Source organism: Ardenticatena maritima (assembly GCF_001306175.1).
Taxonomy (GTDB): Bacteria; Chloroflexota; Anaerolineae; order Ardenticatenales; family Ardenticatenaceae; genus Ardenticatena; species Ardenticatena maritima.
Genome location: NZ_LGKN01000003.1, coordinates 33,683 through 58,234 on the forward strand (window position 1 = coordinate 33,683; position 24,552 = coordinate 58,234).

The window sequence follows — 24,552 nt, forward strand, 5'->3', positions numbered from 1 at the left end:
TGCCCATCGGTTGTCTGTTTGGGTTCAATCGTAGCGAATGCCTTTGCCTGGCGTGTCGCGTTCTTGCTCCCAGGCGGGGCGGTCATCCATAAGCGCCAATGTTTCGCGCAGTTCCTTGATTTGGTCGCGCAACATGGCGGCTTTTTCAAATTCCAGTTCTTTGGCGGCGGCGTGCATTTGCTTTTCCAGCGTGGCAATCATGCGCTCGATTTCCTCGCGCGGCAAGCGGCTCACGCTGTATTCGGCTTCTTCCTCGGCAACCTGCCGCACGCGGTCGGTCAGGTCGCGCACGGCTTTGGAAATGCTCCGCGGCTCGATGCCGTGCGCTTCATTGTAGGCTTGCTGAATGGCGCGGCGGCGGTTGGTTTCATCAATCGCGCGGCGCATGGCGTCGGTGATGCGGTCGGCGTACATGATGACGGTGCCGTTGACGTGCCGCGCGGCGCGCCCAATCGTCTGAATGAGCGCCGATTCCGAGCGCAGAAAGCCCTCTTTGTCGGCGTCCAGTATGGCAACGAGCGAGACTTCGGGCAAGTCCAGCCCTTCACGCAATAGGTTGATGCCGACCACAACGTCATAGACACCCATGCGCAGTTCGCGCAAAATTTCCACACGCTCGATAGTGTGGATTTCGCTGTGCAGGTAGTGCACGTTGATGCCGAGTTCTGCGAGATAGTCGGCGAGGTCTTCCGCCATGCGTTTGGTGAGCGTCGTCACGAGCGTCCGTTCGCCCCGCGCCCGTCGGGCGTTGATTTCGGCGACGAGATCGTCAATTTGCCCTTGCGTGGGGCGCACATGAATGACGGGGTCGAGGATGCCTGTGGGGCGGATAATTTGCTCCACAATCTGCTCGCTCTTTTCCAATTCGTAGGGACCAGGCGTCGCCGAGACGTAGATGGCTTGATGGATGTGTTGTTCAAATTCTTCAAAGGTGAGCGGGCGGTTGTCCAGTGCGCTGGGCAAGCGGAAGCCGTATTCAACCAGTGTCTCTTTGCGGCTGCGGTCGCCGTTGTACATGCCCCGAATTTGGGGGATTGTCATGTGCGATTCATCAATGACGATGAGAAAATCATCAGGGAAGTAATCCAGCAGGGTCCAGGGGGTACTGCCGGGTTCGCGCCCTGAAAGGTGGCGGCTGTAATTTTCCACGCCTGAACAGTAGCCGATTTCGCGCAGCATTTCGATGTCGTAGCGCGTGCGCTGTTCCAGGCGTTGGGCTTCCAGCAACTTGCCTTGCGCGCGCAGTTCCGCCAGGCGTTCTTCCAATTCGGCTTCAATGCCGGCGATGGCTTGCACAAGTTTTTCCTGCGGCGTGATGAAGTGCTTGGCGGGGTAGATGTCCAGCGCCGTGTACGCCTGGATGATTTCCCCCGTGAGCGGGTTGACTTCGGTGATGCGTTCGATTTCGTCGCCCCAAAACTCGATCCGGTAGGCGGTTTCGGCGTAAGCGGGCATGATTTCGACGGTGTCGCCGCGCACGCGGAACGTACCGCGCCGCAATTCGTAATCGTTGCGCTCGTAGTGAATGTCCACCAGATGGCGCAGCAGTTTCTCGCGGCGGCGCACTTCGCCCACCCGCAAGTTGATGACGACCTTGCCGTACTCTTCGGGCGAGCCCAGCCCGTAGATGCAGGAGACCGACGCCACGATAATCACATCGCGGCGCGAGAAGAGCGCCGAGGTCGCCGCCAGGCGCAAACGGTCAATCTCATCGTTGATGGATGCGTCTTTTTCGATGAAGAGGTCTTGTTGCGGGACGTAGGCTTCGGGTTGGTAGTAGTCGTAATAACTCACAAAATACTCAACCGCATTGTAGGGAAAAAACTCCTTGAACTCCGCGTAGAGTTGTGCGGCGAGCGTTTTGTTGTGTGCGATGACCAGCGTCGGGCGTTGCACCCGCTCAATAACGTTCGCGATGGTGTACGTTTTTCCCGTGCCGGTCGCGCCCAGCAAGGTTTGGTGTTTGTAGCCTTTTTGCAGCCCCTCGACGAGTTTTTCGATGGCTTGCGGTTGGTCGCCGGTGGGCTGGAACTCGCTCACCAGTTTGAATTCGGGCATACGTCCCTCGCTTCACATTCGGTCAACGGCTCGCAAAAGTGTATTGTAAGACGGTGCCCGCCTTCCTCCAAACGTCTCTTAGGCGCGGCGGTAGAGCAACACCGGATTGGGCTCACGTTCGACGTCGTCCACATTCGCCAGCGTCAGATACCCGCGCTGGTAGAGATATTCCACATGCGCGCCCGCTTCGGTCAGTGCGAGGATGATGTCGTAGCCCTGGCGCTTCCCGTAATGTTCCAGCGACAACTCGGCGATGGTGCGCGGATGCGAGCAAAGGTTGTAGAAGCGCTCCAATTTGCGTTCATGCGAGCGGCGAATCTGCTCGATGCGCCCGACAAGGTCGTCCAGCGGTTCTTCATGCCCGCCCAGCACCAGCCGCACGTCGCGCGCGGCGTGCTGGATGGTCTCCAACGCGGCGAAGTAGTGCCCCAGCCCGGTGTATGGCGTGATGCTTTCGGGGGCGAGGTGGGGCGTTGTGCGCGGCAGGATGTGGTCGGCGCTGATGAGGATGTCGTCAATGCGCAAACAGACTTGCCCCGGACAATGCCCCGGCGCGTGAATGGGGGTGATTGCCCCCAGCAGGTCGCCGGCTTCGGAAAGCCGCCGCACGCCCCGAATGGGCGTGACCAGCGATTTGACGGAGAGGTACATCTCCAGCAGGCGGGCGCGGCGTTCTTCGCTCACGCCGGCGCGTTGCAAGAAGACCGCCAGCGCTTTCGACGCCATGACAAGCCGCTCGCGGTAATCGTGCAAGATGCCAATGTCGAGGTCGTGGACGATGATGGGCGCGCGGATTTCCTCTTGCAGCACAGAAAGCCCGCTGAAGTGGTCAATGTGCCCGTGGGTGATGAGCACCAGCGAGAGCGTCTCAAGGCTGACGGGTTCGCCGTATTCTTCGCGCACGGTTTCAACATGTTCGCGCAGGGCGTCCACCGATTGGGGCATGACCGACCCCGCGTCAATGAGCACGGTGCGCTCATCTTCCACCAGCAGGTACGCATAGCCGATGAAGTTGGGGAAGACTTCCAGCGGGAGACGGTAGAGCCGCCGCCCGGCGTTAGTCGTGTAGCGTTCGATGGTTGGTTGCATGGCATTGCTCCGTTGTCATTTGTTGCACGAACAAGAGACCCGCAGGTGTTCGCCTGCGGGTAGTGGAGTCTGCCGATACTTTGCGTTGCTCAGCGTTTCTTGTCAACGCTCGTTGTTGAGCGGCGTTTTTTGCGCGTGGTGGATGTGCTGCGCTTGCTTTTCGGCGCTTTCTCCGCTTTGGGTTTGGATGCGGTTTTGGTGCGGCGTTTGCTTTTGGCGCCGCCTGTTGCGGTTGAACGCGTGCGCGCACGTGTCGGCTTGGCGGGCGTGGGCGGCGCCTCGTCTGAGGTGGGGCTGGCGAGCGGCGTCGTCTTCCAGATGGCGAGCGTCTGCACTTCGTCTTGCGCGGCGAGTTTGAAGGGCTGGCTCCCGCGGGCGGTGCGGCTGGCTTCTTCCACACGCGCGGCGGGGAGCAACACGCTTTTGCGTTTGGTGTGAAGCAGCAGGTTGTCATCGGCGCTGACCACCCCGCCGCCGATGACCGTACCGGTGCGGGCGCTTGGTTTGGCGGCGATGACCCCTTTGCCGTAGCGCCCCTGAATGGGAAACTCGTCCAGCGGGACACGCTTGGCGTAGCCTTTGGCGCTGACCACCAGCAGGTGCGTGCCTTCACTGCGCAACCCCGCCCCAACAACCAGGTCGTCTTTGCCTTGCAGTTTGACGCCCATCACACCGCTGGCGCCTGGTCCCATCGGGCGGACTTCCGCGAGGGCGAAGCGAATGGCTTGCCCCTGGCGTGTGAGGAGCACCAGTTCATCCTCTTCGGTGGGGGCAACCCCCGCCCAGACCACGGTATCGTTTTTGTCCAGCGTGAAGGCGTTGGCGGCGTCAATCATGCTGCTGAAATGCGACGCCGCGATGCGCATGACGCGCCCTTGAGCGCTGACCAGCACCAGCGACGCCGACGAGTGCTCATCGCTCATCCAGTCGGCGGGAAAGTCCACCATGGCGGCAAGGGTGTGGCGGCGTTCGTAGCCGGTGAGCCATTGCGCCAGCGAGGTGGTGGTTTGGGTGTTGGTGCGTTGCGGCACCAGGTGCACACTGCGCCGCCATGCCAGCCCGTCGCGGCTGATGATGAAACATTCATGGCGGTTTTGCATGGTGCGCACAAAGCGTACATTGGTGGCTTGCCGCGGCGCTTCCGCCAGGTTCACCACCCGCTCGACGTCTTCCTTTTGCCCCACCGTGACGACGACGGGCGCGTCGGCGATGAGCGCGTCGGTGCTGACGGCGCCCGTGTAGTTGGTCTCAGTGATGATGACTGTGCGGCGTGGGTCGGCGTAGGTGCGTTTCAATTCCACCAACTCATCGCGGATGACTTGCAGGACAAGGGCGGGCGTCGCGAGCAATTGTTCCAGTTCGGCAATACGATTGAGCAGGGCTTTGTATTCATCCTCGATTTTGCGGCGTTCCAGCGCGGCGAGACGGCGCAACTGCATGGAGAGAATGGCTTCGGCTTGCACTTCGGTCAGTTTGAAGCGCTTTTGCAGGTTCGCGCGGGCGGTCTCTTGGGTGCGCGAGCGCCGAATGGTCTCGATGACGGCGTCGAGATGGTCGAGGGCGATGCGCAACCCTTCCAGCACGTGGGCGCGATGGCGGGCGCGTTCCAGTTCGTACGCACTGCGGCGGCGCACCACCTGGATGCGGTGTTCGATGTAGTGCAGGAGCGCCGATTTGAGCGTGAGCATGCGCGGCTGACCATCCACCAGCGCCAGCATGATGACGCCGAAGGTTTGGCGCATGGGCGTATGCTTGAAGAGGGCTTCCAGCGTCTCGGTGGGGTCGGCGTTGCGCGTCAGTTCGATGACGATGCGCATGCCGCTGCGGTCGGATTCATCGCGCAGGTCGCTGATGTTGTCGAGTTTGCCGTCGCGCACCAGCTGGGCGATGCGCTCAATGAGGTTGGCGCGGTTCACCTGGTAGGGGAGTTCAGTCACCACAATGCGGTGCCGCCCACGGCTCATTTCTTCCACATGCGTGCGGGCTTGCACCACAATTTGCCCGCGCCCCGTGGCGTAGGCGTTCAGGATGGTGTCGGTGTTGTCGTGGTTGCGGTCGTTGCGGTAGCGGTAGATGATGCCGCCCGTTGGGAAATCCGGTCCCTGGACAAACTGCATGAGGTCTTGCGCGGTGATGTCGTCGCGTTGGTCGTAGTGGTCAATCAGGTAACAGAGTGCGTCGCAAATTTCGCCCAAATTGTGCGGCGGGATGTTCGTTGTCATCCCCACGGCGATACCGCTTGCGCCGTTGACGAGCAGGTTGGGCAACCGCGCCGGCAAAACAGAAGGTTCTTGCAACGTGCCGTCGAAGTTGTCCACGAAGTCAACGGTCTCTTTGTCAATGTCGGCGAGCATTTCCATGGCGATGGGCGCGAGCCGCGCTTCGGTGTAGCGCATGGCGGCGGCGTTGTCGCCGTCAATCGAGCCGAAGTTGCCTTGCCCATCCACCAGCGGGTAGCGCATGGAAAAATCTTGCGCGAGGCGCACCATGGCGTCGTACACGGCGCTGTCGCCGTGGGGGTGGTACTTCCCCAGCACTTCCCCGACGATGCGGGCGCTCTTCTTGTAGGGTTGGTTGGGGCGCAAGCCCATGTCGTACATGGCGTAGAGGATACGCCGATGGACGGGTTTCAGCCCGTCGCGCACGTCGGGCAGGGCGCGGCTGACAATCACGCTCATGGCGTAGTCGAGATACGCGCCGCGCATTTCCTCGTTGATGTCAATCGTACGAATAGTTCCCAAAGTTGTCATAAATTCTTCACTTCCTTTTGCGTGGAGTCCGTCAAAAGATACAAGTACCCAAAGTATAGCGCAAGCAAGCATGAAGTGCCAGTTTCATAGAACATGCGTTCTTTTCATTTTGCCGGTGCAAGCGCGCACAAGGGGGTGCAGTGGGAGAACCGTCCTATTGTTTGGGTGATGGTGGCGGTGTAGGGTAGAGAGTGGATGCGAGTGTGTCAGCCGAAATGATGACGGAGGGGCGAGCCATGCGTTTTTTGTTAGACCAGGCGTCGTATGAGGAGATGAAACGCCGCAAAGACCATACCCCGGATTGTTATGTGCGACCCGGTGAATATTTGCACCATTTGTATCGTGATGGCGTGAAGTATGTTGTGGCGCGCGCGTTGTTTGAGTGTATCAAGGAAGCCAAAGCCAACTTTGATAATGAAGCGCTTGCGCATTTGATGCTCCACAAGCGGCAATTGGACAAACTGGTGGCGGAGGCCAAAGCCAAGGGGGATTTGAACGGGCGCACCATGTTGGGCGACCCGCCGCCTAGTGATGAAGAAGCCTTGAAAACCCCCACCGCGACGTTCAAGCCGCCGGTTGTCAAGTCGTGGGACGATACGGGGTTGGAGCGTTCGTTCGGCTATGAGATGATTTTGCGCGTGATTTACAACCGGGGGCGTGCCACGGGGGTGCAGATTGCTCGCGATTTGGCGCTCCCCTACAAGGTGATTGAACCCCTTTTGACGGAGATGCGGCAGGCGGAATTGATTGACGTGGTGGGGCAACGCGGGTTCAGTGATTTGAATTACGAATATGCATTGATGAAACGGGGCACTGAAGCGGTGCATGATGCCTTGAAAAAGACCGAATACAATGGACCCGCGCCGGTGCCTTTTGAGGTCTATGTGCAGGCGGTTGAGGCGCAGTCTCCGCGCTACCTGGTCGTCACGCGGCGCAACATTCGCGAAGCCTTCAAGGATTTGATTATCACCGATGCGGTTTTCAACGAAATTGGTCCCGCAATCAACTCGGCCTCTTCTATTTTTCTCTTTGGCTATCCGGGCAACGGGAAAACGAGCATTGCCGAACGCATCACGCGCTTGATGGGAGACGCTATCTACATTCCGTATGCGGTCATTGTCGAGGGGCAAATTATCAAAATTTACGATACCGTCGTGCATGAGGCGCTTGATGACCACACTGTGACGCGCGAGTGGGATTACGATACGCGTTGGGTGCGTATCAAGCGCCCGGTGGTGGTGACCGGGGGCGAATTGACGTTGCCAATGCTGGATTTGTCGTATAACGAAGTCGGCAAGTTTTACGAAGCCCCGTTGCAGATGAAAGCCAACGGGGGCATTTTCATGATTGACGACTTTGGGCGGCAGCAAGTGCGCCCGATGGACTTGCTCAACCGCTGGATTGTGCCGCTGGAAAAGCGTTACGATTACCTGACGATGGTCACCGGCAAGAAATTGGAAGTCCCCTTTGAGTTGTTGCTCATCTTCTCCACAAACCTGGACCCCCACCAGTTGGCGGATGAAGCCTTTTTGCGGCGTATCAAGTTCAAAATCGAAATTCGCGACCCCGATGAGCATCAATGGCGTGAAATTTGGCGGCTGGTTTGTCGCGCTAAGGGCATTGAGTTAGACGAAGCGGGGCTTGATTACATGTTGAAACGCTGGTTTTACCCCTACAACCGCCCCCTGCGCATGTGCCAGCCGCGCGATATTCTCAACCAGATGATCAGCATTGCGAAGTACAACATGGAAAGCGTGACCTTCTCGCCCGATTTGATTGACGCCGCCATTCAGACCTATTTTGTGAGTGAAGAAGCGCGTGATTTTGGGGCGGCGGTGCGGCTGGCGTAGCGCACGCAAGGTGCAGAAAAAAACGCCCCCACACACGTGGGGGCGTTTTTGGTGGGCGGGCGTTAGAACTCGTCGTCCTCGGCTTCGTCGGCTTCAAATTCCTCGTCGGCGAGTTCGTCCAGCGATTCTTCGAGGTCCTCTTCCTCGTCGAGTTCAATCTCCTCGTCGAGGTCTTCCAACGGTAAGTCCTCATCAATCTCGATTTCCTCGATTTCGATATCCTCAATCAACTCATCGAGGACTTCGGCGATTTCCTCTTCTTCCTCTTCTTCCTCGTCCTCTTCCTCACCTTCTTCTTCGATTTCTTCCTCTTCTTCCTCTTCTTCTTCTTCGAGATCTTCTTCTTCGAGGAGTTCATCGAGGTCGGCGATATCCGCCAGCTCGTCGAGGTCGAACTCTTCTTCTTCTTCTTCCAATTCCTCGTCGTCGAATTCGATTTCTTCGAGTTCTTCTTCCTCGGCGAACTTTTCAGTGCGAATCTTCTGCTCGATTTCGGCTTCGTCTTCACGGTGTTCAGGGCGGAAGCCCGTGCCGGCGGGGATGAGTTTACCCAGAATCACGTTTTCTTTCAGCCCTTCCAGCGGGTCAACACGCCCTTCGATAGCGGCTTGCGCCAACACCGTGATGGTGTGCTGGAACGAGGCCGCTGACAGGAACGATTCGGTGTTGAGCGCGGCTTTGGTAATCCCCAGCAACACCTGTTCGGCGACAGCGGGTTGCAAACCGCGTTCACGGAGACGCTGGTTGACTTCTTCGAGTTCAAGGCGGTCAACCAGGTCGCCCGGCAGGTATTTCGTATCGCCCGCTTTCTTGATGCGCACCTTGCGCAACATTTGGCGAATGATGATTTCGATGTGCTTGTCGTGGATGGACACACCTTGCGAGCGATAGACGCGCTGGACTTCTTGCAGCAGGTATTGCTGGACGGCTTCGCGCCCCTGGATGCGCAACACCTTGTGCGGGTCTTTCGCGCCTTCGGTCAACTGGTAGCCGGGTTCGATGATTTGACCGGCGCGCACGCGCAAACGTGCCGTTGGCGGAATGGCGTATTCGCGCGTCTCTTTTTCTTCGGAAACCAGCACAATTTGCTCGTCCTCGAAGAGCACCACGCCCTTCTTGGGCGCCGCAATTTCTTCGCCTTCGGGGCCTGTTGCCAGCACGTCGCCCTGGTTGACGATGTCGCCCTCGTCCACAAGGACGGTGTAGCCTTCGGGCACGGTGATGGTTTCGCGCACCTGTGTCGCGTTGATGATGCGCACGATGCGCATATCGCCGTCATCTTCGATTTCAACGCGCCCGCCGATTTCAGCCAAGGGCGATTCACCCTTGGGCACGCGCGCTTCAAACAATTCCTGCACACGCGGCAACCCTTGCGTAATGTCGCTGGCGCCGGCCACACCACCCGTGTGGAACGTGCGCAGGGTCAACTGCGTTCCCGGTTCGCCGATGGATTGGGCGGCAATGACGCCCACGGCTTCGCCCAGTGGAATCAGCCCGCCGCGCCCCATGTCGCGCCCGTAGCACTTCACGCAGACGCCTTTGCGCAGGCGGCAGCCCAGCGGCGAGCGCACATAGACTTCGGTGATGCCGGCGTCAATGATGGCGCGCGCTTTGCGTTCCGTAATCAGCTCATCTGCACCCACGATGATTTCACCCGTTTCAGGGTGGGCAATGGGATCGAGTGTGAAGCGCCCCACAATGCGCTCGTACATCTTTTCTTGCATGAGGCGCGAATCTTCGGCGGTGATGCGAATCCCCTCGCGCGTACCGCAATCTTCGGCGCGGACAATCACGTCTTGCGCCACGTCCACCAGACGGCGGGTGAGATACCCCGCGTCAGCCGTGCGCAACGCCGTGTCGGCCAGCCCCTTGCGCGAACCGTGCGTTGAGATGAAGTATTCCAGCGCGTTCAACCCTTCGCGGAAGTTGGAGCGAATGGGCAACGCGATGATGCGCCCCGACGGGTCGGCCATGAGACCGCGCATACCCGCCAACTGCGCCACCGTGGTGAACCCACCCTTTGTCGCCCCCGAATTGGCCATGACGGCGATGGGGCTGCGGGGGTCCATGTGGCGTTGCACCGCTTCGGAAATGTCTTCCTTCGCCTTGCTCCACAGCTCGACCGTCTTGCGGTACTGCTCTTCGGACGTAATCAGACCACGGCGGTACTGGCGCTCGACTTCTTCCACCTGCTTTTCAATTTCCGCCAGAATCTTCTGCTTTTCGGGCGGGACGGTCACGTCGTCAATCGCAATCGTCGTCCCTGACTTGGTGGCGTACTTGAAGCCCAAATCCTTCAAGGCGTCTGCAAATTCGGCGGTTTTCTCCATGCCGAATTCTGTATAGACCTCGGAGACGAGCTCGCGCACGCCACCTTTGTCGAGCAAGCGGTTCTTGAAGCCCAATTCGGGCGGTGTCGTTTCCCACACAATCAACTGGCCGACGGTCGTTTCGACCAGCTCATTGCGGAGCGGGAAGTTTTCAGGGTCAATGTGCGCTTCGGCAAGCGCCTCTTCCAGGTCGCGCAGGGCGGCACGCCCAAAGCCGGGAATGTCCAGCAAGCGGCTCTTGCTTTGTTTGAGCGTATCCACCACGTCGCCCAGGTCGGTGTAGCCGGCGTCTTCAAGCAGGGTGCGCACACGTTCGGGCAAGGTTGCGAGTGTGCTCAGCGGCTTGCCGTCGAACGGGCGCGGGATACGCACCTTGATGGGCGCATGCAAGTGCAGTTCGCCGATGTCGTAGGCGTAGATGGCTTCATCTGGCGAAGCAAAGATGCGCCCAGCCCCCTTCTTACTTTCATCAGGCGGCATGGTGAGGTAGTAAAGCCCCAGCACCATGTCCTTGGTGGGGCTGACGGTCGGCTCACCATCGGCGGGCTTCAGCAGGTTTCGCGACGAGAGCATGAGCTCGTAGGCTTCCTTCACCGCCTTTTCGCTCAGCGGCACGTGCACCGCCATCTGGTCGCCGTCGAAGTCGGCGTTGAACGCGGGACAGACGAGCGGGTGCAGCTGAATGGCGTCGCCTTCGATGAGAATGGGCTCGAACGCCTGAATCCCAAGGCGGTGCAGGGTGGGCGCACGGTTGAGCAACACAGGGCGCCCCTGGATAACCTTTTCGAGAATGCCCCAGACTTCGGGGCGCATTTGTTCGATGATGCGCTTGGCGCCCTTCACGTTGGCGGCGTAGTTTTCTTCCACCAACTTGTGAATGACGAAGGGCTTGAAGAGTTCCAGCGCCATCTTCTTGGGCAGACCGCACTGGTGCAGTTTCAGGTGCGGACCGACCACAATCACCGAGCGCCCGGAGTAGTCCACGCGCTTCCCAAGCAGGTTGCGGCGGAAGCGGCCTTGCTTCCCTTTGAGCATATCGCTCAGGCTCTTCAACTTGCGTTTGCCGCGCAGGCTCACCGCTTTGCCGCGGCGGCTGTTGTCAATCAGGCTGTCCACCGCTTCCTGCAACATACGCTTTTCGTTGCGGATGATGACGTCGGGCGCTTCGAGTTCCAGCAAACGCTTCAAGCGGTTGTTGCGGTTGATGACGCGGCGGTAGAGGTCGTTCAGGTCGCTGGTGGCAAAGCGCCCACCGCCCAACTGCACCATGGGGCGCAGTTCCGGCGGAATGACGGGCAGAACGCGCAGAATCATCCATTCGGGCTTGTTGCCGCTCTGGCGGAAGGCTTCCACGATTTTCAGCCGCTTGGTGGCTTTCTTGCGGCGCTGCTTCGACTTGGTGCGGCGAATTTCGAGGCGCAGTTCCTTCGCCATTTCATCCAGGTTGAGGTTCTGGATGATTTCCAGCAAGGCTTCAGCGCCCATGCCGGCGCGGAAAATATCGCCGTACTTGACGTACAGGTTGCGATATTCGATTTCATTCAGGAACATGCCGACTTTCAGGTTGCGCAGTTCGTCGCGTTCATCGTCGTGTTGGGCGCTCACCTGCTGGATACGGCGTGCCAGGTCGTCGCTGATATCCTGCTTGCGTTGCGCCAGTTCGGCGTTGATTTCATCAATCTGGGAAGCCGCCAGCGCTTCTTTGTCGCCTTTTTCCTGCTCGAAAACGGCTTGCACCTTGTTGAGTTGCTCTTCAACGAGCGTGTTCAACTCGGTGATATGTTCGTTTTCGATGACTTCACCTTTGGCGACAATCGTTGTACCGGTCGGCGCGAAAACAAGGTCTTGCGGGGCTTGCTTGCCCTTGTTGATGTTCAGGTAGTCGCGCAGTTCACTGGCGGCGGACATGAGTTCGTTGACGCGCTCATCGCGTTTGGCTTCGAGCGCTTTCAGTGCGGCGTGCAGTTCATTGCGGATTTCGTCAATGCGGGCTTTCGCCGCGGCTTCCAGGCTCGCGATTTGCTCCGCCGCCTGGTGTCGCCACGTCTCCACTTCGCGGTCAACCACCTGGTCAATGCGTTCCAGCGCTTTCTGGCGGGCTTCTTCATCAACGTGGGTGACGATGTACTGCGCGAAGTAGAGCACACGGTCCAGGTGACGGCGGGAGATGTCGAGCAACAGGCCCAAATAACTGGGCACGCGGCGCGTGTACCAGATGTGGGCGACAGGGGCAGCCAGTTCGATGTGCCCCATGCGCTCGCGCCGCACAGATGAACGGGTTACTTCGACGCCACACTTATCACAGACGATACCTTTGAAGCGAACCTTCTTGTACTTTCCACAGTAGCATTGCCAGTCGCGCGTGGGACCGAAGATGGCTTCGCAGAACAGCCCATCGCGCTCAGGGCGCAAGCGGCGATAGTTGATCGTCTCGGGTTTGGTGACTTCACCGTATGACCACGAGCGAATTTCTTCGGGCGAAGCAAGACTGATGCGGATGGCCTTGAAATTTTTAATCTCCACGCAGATTCCTCCCTACTTACGTGAACACTTGTGCGCACTTGGCTCACGATGACTTGACGCGGTTGCGGACGGCTGAAAGACAGAGGTGAGGGGCAAAAGGTGTCTTGAACGGAAAACCGCATGTACCTGTGGGGGCACATGCGTCAGGGCGGTTTCACAATGAGCAGACAAGACAAAAAGGCCCGTTTGTGACAAGCGGACCTTGCGATTTGTCATCGTCACGGCGTTTCGTATGTCCTTTGATTGGATTTTTGGTTCAAAACGTGAAGCGCGCGCCCACATCCGCTATCTTTCAGCAAAGCGTAAGTATATGCAAGTGGGCGAGACGTGTCAAATGAGCGCTTTCAGAATATGGCGGTGTGGGCATGTTGCCCAGAGTTATGCTTCTGTTTCGCCAAGGGCGTCGCGCCAAGCGTCAACCATGGCATCGCCAATATCCATGAGGATGACTTGCTCGATGACGGGCGAATCGGCAAACTCGCGCAAGGCGCTGACCATGGCGCGCGCGGCGTCGTGCGGGGAGACACCGCCCACCCCCGTGCCCATGCCGGGAATAGCGACCGAGCGGCACCCGCATTCTTCCGCCACGCGCAGGGCGGCGCGTGTGGCGGCGCGGATTTTCTCCGGCGATGAGGGCATGGCGGGGCGCTCCATGGTGGGCGCGTGGATGACGTAGCGGGCGTTGAGCCGCCCGGCGGTTGTGGCGACGGCTTCGCCCACGGGAATGGGGGCTTTGGCGCGGGCTTCGCGGTCAATCTCATCACCACCAGCGCGGCGCAAAGCGCCGGCAACACCACCGCCCATTATGCCGAGGCTGTTGGCGGCGTTCACAATGCAGTCGGCTTCAACCTTTGTAATGTCGCCTTTCCGCACGTCAATGCGCATGGCTCGCCTCCATCTCGTCCGGTTGGCGTTGGTGGGTATATGGTGTGGAAGAAAAAAGGTGTTGTCAAAGAGGGTGGCGATGTTGGGACGGGGTTCTTCGTCTCGGCTTTGTCCTATCCGAACACTCTTCTATAATCCTGATACGTTTTTGTGATTTTTGGCACATATACGTCAACAGAAAGGATGGCGCTCATGTTTGGATTAGGAAAGAAGTCTTCTGGCACTGTGACACCGGAGCAAGTGCTTGACGCATTGCGCACGGTGCAAGAACCGGAGTTGCACCGCGACCTGGTCACGCTCAACATGGTGCGTGATATCAAGGTGGATGGCGGGAATGTCGAGTTTACGGTTGTGCTGACGACGCCCGCATGTCCGCTCCGCTCGCATATCGAGCAAGATTGTATCCGCGCCGTGCAGGCGATCCCCGGCGTTGAAAATGTGCGCGTGCATTTTGATTCCAACGTGCCGCAAGACCACCGCATGAAGGGGAACGTGATGACGGGCATTCGCAACGTCATCGCCGTGGCGTCTGGCAAGGGGGGCGTTGGGAAGAGCACCGTCGCGACCAACATTGCCGTCTCGTTGGCGTTGGAAGGCGCGCGTGTGGGCTTGCTGGACGCCGACATTTACGGTCCCAACATTCCGCTGATGATGGGCGTGAAGCAACTGCCCCCACCGCAAAACAACCGCATCATGCCCGCCGAAGCCTACGGCGTCAAACTGATGAGCATCGGCTTCATGGTGCCGCCTGACCAGCCCATTGTCTGGCGGGGTCCCATGCTCCACACGGCATTGCGGCAATTCCTGGGCGATGTTGAGTGGGGTGAATTGGACTACCTGATTGTGGATATGCCGCCCGGCACGGGGGATGTGCAGTTGTCGCTGGCGCAAAGCGCCGCGCTTTCGGGCGGTGTCGTGGTCACCACACCGCAGGATGTGGCGCTGGCGGATGTGCGCAAAGGGTTAGTCGCGTTCCAAAAATTGAATGTGCCCGTGCTGGGTATCATCGAAAACATGAGTTATTTCGTCTGCCCGAATTGCGATACGCGCCATTACATTTTTGGGCAGGGCGGCGGTCGCAAGTATGCCGAAGAGGTGGGCGTGCCCCTGTTGGGCGAAATTCCGCTGGATACGCGCGTGGTTGAGGGTGGCGATACCGGCAAGCCGATTGTCATCGCCGCGCCGGAAAGCCCGGTGGCGCAAGCCTTGCGTGACATTGCGCGCCAACTGGCGGCGGCGGTCAGCGTCTCCGCGATGCAGACGCAACCCGAAGGGGTCATTGGCTTGGGGGATATTCCCGTTATGAATGACTGAACGGGCAACATGAGGAAGACAAAACGCGCCCCACGCGGGGCGCGTTTTTGCTTGTGCGGCGGCGGTCGTCAGCGGGAGACGGTGGGGGCGTGTTCTGCACAGACGCGGCGACCGGCTTCCCCACGCACCATGACGACAAATTCTTTCCCCGGCGTGCGGCTGGCGACCGTGTAGCGGCAAACGTCGTTGTTCCAGAGCGTTTCGACCGACAGGATATGCACGCGGTCGTTCGGGTTGAAGATGATGGCGCGCACTTCGTCGGGGGCGTTTTCGATGTCGGCGATGGTGAAGAGGACGCGGTTCCAGTCGGGGTTTTTCATGTTGAAGGCGACGTTGCGGGTGTCAACCCAGTGGGGGTAGGAGAAAATGTACACGTGCTCGACGCCGCCCACATAAGAGGCGACGGTGAGAATCTCTTGGGCGATTTCGCTGGAATTCCACGAGGATTGGGCATATTGGGCGCGGTACGTCACGAAGTAGGTTTGCCAGTTGAGCACAGCCGCCCAGAGAATGAGAATGGTTGTTCCGGCAAGCGCCAGCAAGTGCCAATGGCGGGCGTGGCGGTTGGCGCGTTGAAGCAGGGTGTCGAGTGGGAGCGCGGAAAGCAGCATGACGATGGGAAGTGCGCCCCCCATGCGGACAACGCTGGGGTTTTCGTTGGGCCAGGCGAGCGCCAGCACGCTTGGCAAGATAAGGATAGGCAATCCCAGGAGCGCCACCGCCCATTCGATGCGTGGGCGCTGAATCAGATTGACAAGCACCAGGGCAATGCCGATGACAAACAGCACGCCGGTGATGCGGTCCAGGAAGGGGTCGCCCAGAACGGCGTTGGGCCAGGCGGAATCGCCATGCAGATGGAATGCGAGCGCCGCGTTTTTCAGGTTCAACAGGAAGACGTTCACCCCCGGCTCCGCTATGCCGGATGCCATGCGGCTGGCGCTCCGATACCAGAACAGGTCGGGGTGTTCAAGGCTGAATCGTAGCAGCGGCACAAAGGCAATCACGGTTGAAAGGGGTGCGAGGGCGGCGCGCAAGAACCAATCAGGCCAGGCGGTGCGCGGTGGGCGCGCCCAGAGAAACGCAACGGCAAAGGCGACGGCGACCAGGAGCGGCACGATGCGCGTGGCGGTGTAGCCGTGTAGCCCAAGCCCAAGCGCCAGACCCGTGAGCACCCAGTCGCGTGTGTGGTTGAAGCGCACAGCACGCCATAAGAACCCCAACACTAGCGCCGTGGCGAGGGGTGTGTAGGGAAAGCGCAATCCGACGCGCGAGATGGCGATGTGCCATTTGCTTATCGCCAGCAGTAAGCCGGTCAGCAGTGCGAGGCGGCGCGAACCGCCCAGCCCCCAACGCACCGCCCACATGGTGAGGGCGACTGTGAGCCAACTCACCAGCGCCGTGCCGACTTTGAGCGCCATGTAGGAGAGCCCCAGCCCCAGTGGACCGGCCAACAATGCTGTCACGTAGAATTGCGCCGGTTCGCGCCCGGTGTTGCGCGGGAAGAAGATGGGGCGCATGCCGTTGAGCACGTCGCGCACGTCCAGGAGTTTTTCGGCGTGGTCGCTGGTCATTTCCGGCGGAAGGTTGGGCAAGTCGTAAAAGCGGAAGAGTGCGGCAACGAGCAGGACGCCGGTAGCGGCAAGCACGTACACATGCACCCCCGCACGCCCTCGGGCAAACAGGCGTGGGCGAGGTGTATCCCACCAGGCGGCGAGCCAGCAGGCCATGCTGCCCACCCAGGCGAGTACACCGGGAGCGCGATAGGTGTTATCGGCGGCTTGCCACCAGGCAATCAGGCTCAACACGAGTGCGAGCGCGACCCAGAGGGCGCGAGTGCGTAGGCGCTCATGCCATGCGATGTCAACATGTGTTGTTTCGCGCGGCATGTTATTCGCTTGCTGCATGGGTATCGTCCTCCAATGCGAGGGTTTCGATGCGGTCACGTCCATGCTCTTTGGCGCGGTAGAGCAAATCGTCGGCTACTTCGAGCAACGCCGAAAACGTCTGCATGGAAGGCAAAAGCGTGGCAACGCCAAAACTGCCGGTGACATGGACCTGGTGCTTGTCGGTTTTGCATGGGGTCGAACGCATCCAGGTGTGAATGCGTGCAGCGACGGTAAGCGCACGGTCAAGCGGCAAGCCCGGCAACAAAATGGCAAACTCTTCGCCGCCATAGCGCGCCAAAATGTCGCTAGAACGCAAGAGGCGCTGTACCCCGCGCGCAACATGCACCAGCACACGGTCACCGACCAGGTGGCCGTATGTGTCGTTGATGCGTTTGAAGTGGTCCAAGTCGAACAGGATGACGGAGAGGGGGAGATTGAGACGCTGAGAACGGGCGACTTCACGCTCGCCCACTTCAAACAGATAGCGGCGGTTGTACACGCCTGTCAGCGGGTCGGTTTTGGCTTGACGTTGCAGGGCGATATAGAGTTGATGGTTTTGGAGTGCAACCGCCATTTGCGTGGCGATCGTTGCTAGCACTTCGCGGTCGCTTTCGTCGAAATCATCTTTGTGCAGGTCGCGAATTGCGGTTATCGTGCCAACAACACGCCCTTCAAACATCATGGGTGCCACCAGAGTAGAACCGCCTTGCGTCTGCTGGCGGTGGTGTGCGACGGCGTCGCTTTCACGGGGGTCGCGTTTACCTTTGGGCGAGACAGCCGTTTTGCGGTGGCGGATTGCCCAGCCTGTGAGACCCTGCATCAATTCTTCAAACGAGACTTGGGGGGAAAGATGCTGGCTTGGGCCACCACTGGCAAAGCCGAGTATCTGACGCGCTTCCATATCCAGCCAGTAAATCAGCACGCGGTCGGCGTCGAGTACATGTGCGGTAGAGTGGGCGATTTCTTCAAGCAGCGGTTGTACGTCATCGGTGAGATGCGCCATGCGTTGCCCAAGCGCGTTCAGCAGACGCCAGCGGCGTGCCGCGTGTTTTGACGCTTCGACCATTTGGTGCAAGCGTCTCAGCAAGCGCACATTGGTAATGGCAATGCCGGCCTGGTCGGCGAGCATCAGGGCAATGCGTGCGTGTTCTTCGGTGTACATGTAGGGGCGTACATTGTCAATCGTGAGCATGCCTACAATCTGCTCGCCGGCTCGGATAGGGACGCCAATCCAACTCCGAATGTGGGTTGTGCCGCCGTAGGCGCGAAAACGCGCATCTTGCTGGGCGTCTCCCAGGACAATTGGCGTTTTACGGCGCACAATTTCTTGAAAAAGTGCATCGTTTTGAGCGTCAATACGAATATCTTTGATGCGTTCGTTTTCAAATCCAACCGCCGCGGCAACGCGGAATGTGGTTTGGTCTTCTTCCAGGAGCAGGATCGAAGCCGAGTCGTAAGGGACCAGAAGGGCAAGCCCTGAAAGCACCTGCGAGAAGATGCTGTCAAGTTGATGTTTGGAGACAATCATCAATGTGGTGGCGTGCAACGTGTGCATGAGATGACGGTAGCGGTCTGTGGTGTCGGCGTGAAGAAGGGCGCGGTAGGCGAGAATGGTCAAAGCGGCCAACAGTTCTAGGTAGCGTTCAAACAAGGGCGACCATTGGTCGGACTTGATGAGGACGCCGCCCCATAAGGGGGGCGCTTCCGCATCGAAGAGCGTTAGCCAGAGAACGCCCTCAGGAGTTTGAATGTGTCCCGCTTCCAGCGTGGAAAGAGTGTTCAGGCTACTCAGAAGACGGCGCACACGGCCGCCTTGCGCCACAACCTGGTGGCCGTGTGCCTCTTCATGCTCAAATACAACGGCGGCTTCAATCGCGTCGAATGCGCGTGGAAGCGAGGTCGCCCAATGGTGCATGAGTTGCTTGGGGGTACGCAAGGTCATGACACGGCGAGCGAAAGCCTGCATTGGTTGGAGCCACACCAATGCAGACTCTTCGGCCGATGCACCTGACGCCTGGGGGGGAAGTTCGGGAAGCGTCATACCAAAATCCTGTCATGTGATTCTCTGCTCAATCGGCCGGTTTGCGCGCATGGAAAAAGATGTACGGACCTTCACCACGTGGGCGTGCTTCATAATGTGGGCGCAGCCACGCCTCGAAAAGCGCCGTGCTCACCGGATTGGGGAACGCCACCCATTTGCCGGTCAGAATGCGGCTGAGAAGGCGTGGAACGCCCACGTAGTGCCCAAGGTCAAAGGCCTTGTGCCCCTCCGGCGTGATGTAGTATTCCCAATGGTCTACTTCAAACCCGTGCATGTTGAGCAAGTCTTGCCAGGTTTGCGGGTCGTAGGTGTGGAAGTGCGCCGAATGGCGGTTGAACCAATCGCCGTAGGCGCGGGCGAGTGTTGAGAGCCCCAGTTTCTGGAAGAGGGTTGACCCCAGCAACATATCCGCAAAGCGGTGGCTGGGTACGCCAAAGATGAAACGCCCACCCGGTTGCAGAACGCGGTAGGTTTCGCGCAACACGGCTTCCAGGTCGGGGATGTGTTCAACCACGCAGTTGGCTACAACCGTCTTGAAGAAGGCGTCCGGGAAGGGCATGTGCGTGGCGCTGGCGACAAGCGGAAAACGGTACACGCCGCGTTGGGCGGCTTCGCGAACAATCTGTTCGTCTGGGTCTATGCCGGCAAAGAGTGGTCGCCCAAACGCCATTTGGGCAAAGTGCCCATCGCCGCACCCCAAATCGAGCACGGGGTTTTCAATGGGACCCGCCTCCGCGAAGAGTTTGCATTCCACGCTGCGCAAGAGCGCCCGAAACGGCGGCACGCTTTCCAGATGGTCGCGCAGGTAGTCGCGTTCGGCGGGGGGCACAATGCCATTGGTGGCATCATCGTTCACGTAGGATGGTGTGCCGTGGACTTCGTCCAGCAGTTTGCGGAAGAGCGCTTCGTAGCGTTCGACCGTTGTTTGAAGCGAAAAATGTTGCTCGATGACCTCACGCGGTTGAACGTATTCAGCACGATGGCGGATGACTTCCACAATGGCGTCAGCAAGGGCGCGTGCATCGCGCGGGGGCACAATGCGCCCCATTTGCGTTGTGCGAATGGGGACCCGCACGCCGGGCAAATCGCTGGCGACAACGGGCGTGCCGCACAACATGCTTTCCACCTGCACCAGCCCAAAACTTTCGGTGCTGTTGATACTGGGCAGAATGGTCACATCACACGCTTTGTAGAACACCGCCATTTGTTGGGGGTCCAGCACGCCCAAAAACTCCCAGTGCTCGCCGGCGGCTTGCACCAGCGGCCACAATCGCTCGCGGTAGGCTTCTTCGCCAATCACGTTCTGATATTCGCCGGCGAACAGCACTTTGACGTTGGGCAGTTCCTGGCGAATAAGCGGCAACGCTTCCAGCACGTACTCAACGCCCTTTTCGGTGGCGAAACGGGCGGCAAAGCCAATCAGGTGTTCGCCGTTGGGGGCGTGTTGCGCTTTGAACGCCTCCACCGCTTCATCGTCAGCATCGGCAACAACCACCGGCGGCGGAATGATTTCACGCTTGTGGGGGAAGCGCCGCAGCACACGGCTAAAGTTGGCGTAGTCGTCGGTGTAGGCGACGAAGCGGTCAACCATCAGCCCCGCCACAACGTTGCTGATGAAGACGGCTTCATCCACTAGGCGGTTGAAGAGGCTGGGCGGCAAATTCACATCGCAGTGGTAGGTGGCAATCACCGGGCGACGGTACACGTAGCGCGCCAGAAAGGGCAGGGTGAAGGCTTCCACAAACGTGTTGGGCAGGTTGATGGCGGCGACATCATGCTCGCGCAAGAGGCGGGCGGCGGTGCGGAAGTAGCCCGGCATGATAGCCCCTTTGCTGATCCAGAAGGCGACCGGTTCGCGCACGACGCGCACGCCGTTGATAACTTCTTCTTGCGGCAGGTGCTTATCGTATTGCGAGGTGAGTACGGTCACGGTATGACCGCGGGCGGCAAGGGCTTCGGCAAGCCGCTGGACATAGATGGTCAGCCCCGATACGTGGGGGCGGTAGTAGGTCAGCGAAAGTAAAATGCGCAGTTTTTTTTCAGACGGCTTCATCACGGGTCTTTGCCTCCACGGTGTTGATTACAGATGAGCGAACAGGTGCATATTGTCGCGCACCCAGTGGAACAAGCGTGTCACGCCTTCTTCCACACCAATTTTCGGTCGCCAGCCAAAATCACGTTCGGCTTTGCGGATATCGCTGATATAGACACGCTGGTCGCCGGGGCGCCAATCGGCATAGGTGACAGGAATGGTGCGCCCAAGCAAGCGTTCCAGCAAGGGACCAAACTCCGCCCAGATGCTCATGGTGTTCTCGGGCCCACCCCCAATGTTGTACACATTCCCCGCGGTGCGGTCAATATGCGCTATCGCTGCATCATATGCATCGAGCAAATCATCAATGAAGAGCACATCGCGGACTTGCTTCCCGTCGCCGTAGATGGTAATCGGGCGACTTTTCAACGCGGCGATGATGAACCACGCCACCCATCCCTGGTCTTCGATACCAAACTGGCGATAGCCGTAGATGCAACTTTGCCGCATCACCACGGAACGGATGCCGTAAATGCGGTGGTAGTCGCGCACGTATTGGTCGCCTGCCCCTTTGGAGCAACCATATGGGGAGTGAAAGTCGAGCGGTTGCGTTTCAGGCACGCCAAAAGGCAAATGTGCGTAGCGGTAGCGTGTGGCTTCTTCCACCACCCCTACGTCTTCCATACCACCATACACCTTGTTTGTGCTACTGTACAACACAATCGGATTATCGGCGACGAGCCGCGCGGCTTCCAGCACGTTGAACGTGCCCAGCGCGTTGGCTTCAAAATCGGCGCGCGGGTCTTTGACCGAGGTCGTCACCGCCACTTGCCCCGCCAGGTGGTAGATGCGTTGCGCCCCTTCCGCCGCGCGTTGCAGGCTTTCAAAATCGGCGACATCGCCGCGCACCAGATGCAGTGTGCCCGCGCTCGTGGCGGCAATCTCGTTGAGCCAGGCGACGTTGGCGTCGCATCCTGAGCGTGAAAGATTGTCGTACACCACCACATCATGCCCCTGTTGGAGCAAGCGCGCGACCAGGTTTGAACCGATGAAACCAGCGCCCCCTGTCACCAAAATACGAGCCATGTTTCCCCTCTCAGTTTGAAATTGATTGCAACGTCAGCGTTCATCGGCGCTTTGCATGGCGGCGAGCATTTGCCTGTATCCCATGCCGCGCCGTGCCAATCCCAGCAGACCGGCGGCAATCAGCCCAAAGAAGTTGACGCCATGCAGGGCGAGCGCCACTCCCCGCGCCAGGTTTTCTTCAATCCCGACCAAAAGCAGGGCGGCGGTCACAGCCCCCTCGAAAGGACCTAACCCGCCCGGCGAGGGAAGCGCCAGACCAAACGCCGCCGCAACAATCGTCAATGCGGCCACGGTGGGCGGCACATCAACACCGAACGCGAGGATGACGACCCAGTACGTCAAAATCGTCAAGCCCCATGTCGGCACAGACCAGAAGAGAATCCGCGCGAGCACCCCAGGCGCATGCATGACGGCGAAACTGTCAAGCAGTGAGAAGAGCCGCTGCGCCCATGTGTCGGCGTGAAGGCGCGGTACACGTCTCAGCACGCGCGTCAATTGCCGCCGCCCCCATTCAGGGTGGATGGTGAGCAGGCTGGCAATGATGATGACCGCAACGGTTCCCACGCCAATCAGCAGGCCGGCGCGTATGAGCGTCGCCGGCAGCGGCAGAAAGGGCAGAAGACCTATCACAATGACGACGATAATCAACATGTCCACCAACCGCTCAAAGACCGTCGCCGAAAGGGCTTGCGGCAAAGTGGGTTCGCCGTCGTGCCAGCCGGAAAGCAGATAACTGCGTACAACATCGCCCGCACGCGCCGGAAACAGCATGTTGATGAGGTAGCCAATACCCACTACGTCAAACAATGTGCCGATGCGCAGGCGTTCATGTTGCGGCCAGAAGAACCAGCGCCACCGAATGGCGCGAAAATAGACGCCGGCGATGGTGAGGATGAACCCCAAAGCAATGAGGAAGCCGTTTGCGTTGCGGAATGCGTCCCACAATACCGCCCAATCCGTGTTCCAGAAGACAGCGGCGAAAATAAGCAGACCAATTGTCAAACTGAGTAAAAATCGTCGCATACTCTTCACCGACGTGTCAGAATGAGCACGACTGGATGGTCATAAACGGCAAAACTTTCATCATAGCGCCCCATCTGAATACGCCGGCGTGGTGCTGAGGCTTCCCACGCCGACGGTGTGGGCACGTGCGCTGCTGTGAACAGGTTGGCGCTGAGCGCGACGCCGCCCAACGATGGCTCTGGCCGCCAAACGGCGGCGACCTCAAACTGGTCGCCTGCGAAAAGCGAGCGATAGAATGCCGCGGCTTCGGGAAAATGCGCGCTTTGGCGTGCGTGTGTCTGCCAACTGCGCGGCGAACTCAGTACAATAGCATCGGCTTGCTCCGCCAGGCGAGGCAACGCCGCGACACCCTCAGGCGTGTACGGGTCGCCTGTGATGATGACAAAACGGCCATCGCAAGCCCCCGCTACGGGTAAGGGCTGGTCCCACGTTTCCACCAGCAGAACCGCGCCTGGTGGTATGTTTTCACACAGCCATTCTGACGCCAACCACCAGGGATGGGCGTCTTTATAGAGGCTTACGAACGCCAAAGCATACAACAAGGTTGGCGTGATTCCAAACATCGCGGCGCCTGGCTGCCAATGGCGTGGTACCGCGCGCACCAGCCAACCGCTCCCGAAGAGGGCCATGAGTGGGAAGAGCGGAAGCCAATAGCGCGGAAACTGGGCAAACGCCGAGAGAATGACGCCCATGGCGGGTAACAGCGCCGCCAGCACAATCACTTCACCAATCGCCAAGCGGCGGCGTACCGCACGCCAGAGCGCCCAAAGCGTGCCGCCCCATGCCAGCAGAGCGGCGGTGGGTCCCAAAAACCATTGCACTTGTTGGGTGATGGGGTAGAGAATGGGGGTGGCGTCCAGAAACTGGCGTGTGTAGGGCGGTACAATGTGCCCCCATACCATCGCGGCTTCGGCGTGCCAGGCGGCGCGTACCGCCGGGAACGCTTGCCAGACCGACGGATTGACCAGCGCGAACACGCCCAATGCTGTGCCCAGCGACGGCGCGAACCAGCCCCAGGCGTCGTCTGTCCAGGCGGAACGCCAACGTGTGCGCCATGTGCCGGTGCTGTTTTGCCAGCCCGGCGCAAGGTGCGCGATGACGAGCGCCGGCAACAGCAGCGCGCCCGTGATTTTTGCGCTCATCGCCAGCCCAATCAGGGCGCCGGCGGTCAGGGCGTAGCGGGCGCGCGTGCCGGCTGGTGAGCGAGCGAGGCATACCAGCGCCCATGTGGCGGCGACCCAGAGCGGCGCCAGCAGAATATCGGCGGTGTAGAAGTGGGCTTGCTGAATGTGCAGCACCGCCAATCCCACACACGCCATGGCCAGCAAGGCGGATGGTGCGCCGTAGAGCGTGAACGCCAACCCCCCGACGAGTACCACGGTTGCCGTATCGGCAAGCGCGGCGAGCACGCGGGCGGTGGCTAGGAACGTATCGCCGGCGAAAGGGCGCGCCAGCCCTTCGGGAAGGAGCGGGGCAAGCCCTGCAAGCAACCAGAGCGGTAGTTGCCCATACGGGTAGCGGATGTCGGTGCGGGTGTAGGGGGTGGCGGGTCTAGTTTCGGCGACCGAGAGGATGAGCCGCTCATCTGGGTGAAAACGGCCGCCGGCGTCCCAATCCAGCCCATACACGCGGAGTGTGATGGCAAGGAGCAGAATCAGCGCCCCCCACACCCGTACCTGACGCAT

12 protein-coding genes and 1 pseudogene are annotated in these 24,552 nt (G+C 59.6%); 2 read left to right on the forward strand and 11 right to left on the reverse strand.

All coding sequences use genetic code 11. From position 1 onward, the window contains the following. Positions 1-24 precede the first annotated feature (24 nt). The 3 genes from uvrB to gyrA form a co-directional block, all read right to left on the reverse strand. Positions 25-2,058 carry an excinuclease ABC subunit UvrB gene (gene uvrB, locus SE16_RS00455; RefSeq protein WP_054493359.1) on the reverse strand — a complete coding sequence of 678 codons (2,034 nt, stop codon included), beginning with the start codon at positions 2,056-2,058 and terminating at the stop codon, positions 25-27. A 78-nt stretch (positions 2,059-2,136) separates the two neighbouring features. Then, positions 2,137-3,147, reverse strand: coding sequence for an MBL fold metallo-hydrolase (locus SE16_RS00460; protein WP_054493360.1), 1,011 nt, complete (start codon positions 3,145-3,147; stop codon positions 2,137-2,139). A gap of 89 nt (positions 3,148-3,236) precedes the next feature. Next, positions 3,237-5,897, reverse strand: a complete 2,661-nt coding sequence (gene gyrA / locus SE16_RS00465; RefSeq protein ID WP_054493361.1) for a DNA gyrase subunit A — start codon at positions 5,895-5,897, stop codon at positions 3,237-3,239. 236 nt (positions 5,898-6,133) lie between these two features. Here gyrA and SE16_RS00470 point away from each other — a divergent pair, with 236 nt between their 5' ends. Then, the gene (locus SE16_RS00470; RefSeq protein WP_054493362.1) at positions 6,134-7,747 is read left to right on the forward strand and encodes a hypothetical protein; all 1,614 of its coding nucleotides are present in this window, start codon (positions 6,134-6,136) and stop codon (positions 7,745-7,747) included. A gap of 302 nt (positions 7,748-8,049) precedes the next feature. On the opposite strand, the pseudogene SE16_RS16430 reads toward SE16_RS00470, so the two are convergent. Both SE16_RS16430 and SE16_RS00480 read right to left on the reverse strand, forming a co-directional pair. After that, a pseudogene (locus tag SE16_RS16430) lies at positions 8,050-12,606 on the reverse strand (DNA-directed RNA polymerase subunit beta'); the annotation flags it as partial. A 372-nt stretch (positions 12,607-12,978) separates the two neighbouring features. After that, complete coding sequence (locus SE16_RS00480) at positions 12,979-13,485, reverse strand: macro domain-containing protein (RefSeq protein ID WP_054493363.1); 507 nt, start codon at positions 13,483-13,485, stop codon at positions 12,979-12,981. A 192-nt stretch (positions 13,486-13,677) separates the two neighbouring features. Between SE16_RS00480 and SE16_RS00485 the strand changes: the two genes are divergently transcribed. Beyond that, entirely contained in the window at positions 13,678-14,799 is a 1,122-nt protein-coding gene (locus SE16_RS00485; protein ID WP_054493364.1) for an Mrp/NBP35 family ATP-binding protein, read from the forward strand. A 68-nt stretch (positions 14,800-14,867) separates the two neighbouring features. Here the strand turns inward: SE16_RS00485 and SE16_RS00490 are convergent, their stop codons facing one another. Genes SE16_RS00490 through SE16_RS00515 form a run of 6 tightly spaced genes read right to left on the reverse strand, consistent with a single transcriptional unit; the run spans position 14,868 to position 24,552 of the window. Then, positions 14,868-16,703 (reverse strand): hypothetical protein, encoded by a 1,836-nt coding sequence (locus SE16_RS00490; protein ID WP_054493365.1) that lies wholly within the window; start codon positions 16,701-16,703, stop codon positions 14,868-14,870. After that, a complete protein-coding gene (locus SE16_RS00495) occupies positions 16,687-18,726 on the reverse strand; it encodes a diguanylate cyclase (RefSeq protein WP_060687067.1) in 2,040 nt (679 codons plus the stop codon). The genes SE16_RS00490 and SE16_RS00495 overlap by 17 nt, the downstream gene beginning before the upstream one ends. A gap of 28 nt (positions 18,727-18,754) precedes the next feature. Further along, entirely contained in the window at positions 18,755-20,779 is a 2,025-nt protein-coding gene (locus SE16_RS15190) for a glycosyltransferase (protein WP_082374303.1), read from the reverse strand. A 27-nt stretch (positions 20,780-20,806) separates the two neighbouring features. Beyond that, complete coding sequence (locus SE16_RS00505) at positions 20,807-21,844, reverse strand: SDR family NAD(P)-dependent oxidoreductase (RefSeq protein ID WP_054493367.1); 1,038 nt, start codon at positions 21,842-21,844, stop codon at positions 20,807-20,809. Between the two features lie 33 nt (positions 21,845-21,877). Continuing rightward, positions 21,878-22,867 (reverse strand): lysylphosphatidylglycerol synthase transmembrane domain-containing protein, encoded by a 990-nt coding sequence (locus SE16_RS00510; protein WP_054493368.1) that lies wholly within the window; start codon positions 22,865-22,867, stop codon positions 21,878-21,880. 5 nt (positions 22,868-22,872) lie between these two features. Next, a complete protein-coding gene (locus tag SE16_RS00515; protein ID WP_060687069.1) occupies positions 22,873-24,552 on the reverse strand; it encodes an ArnT family glycosyltransferase in 1,680 nt (559 codons plus the stop codon).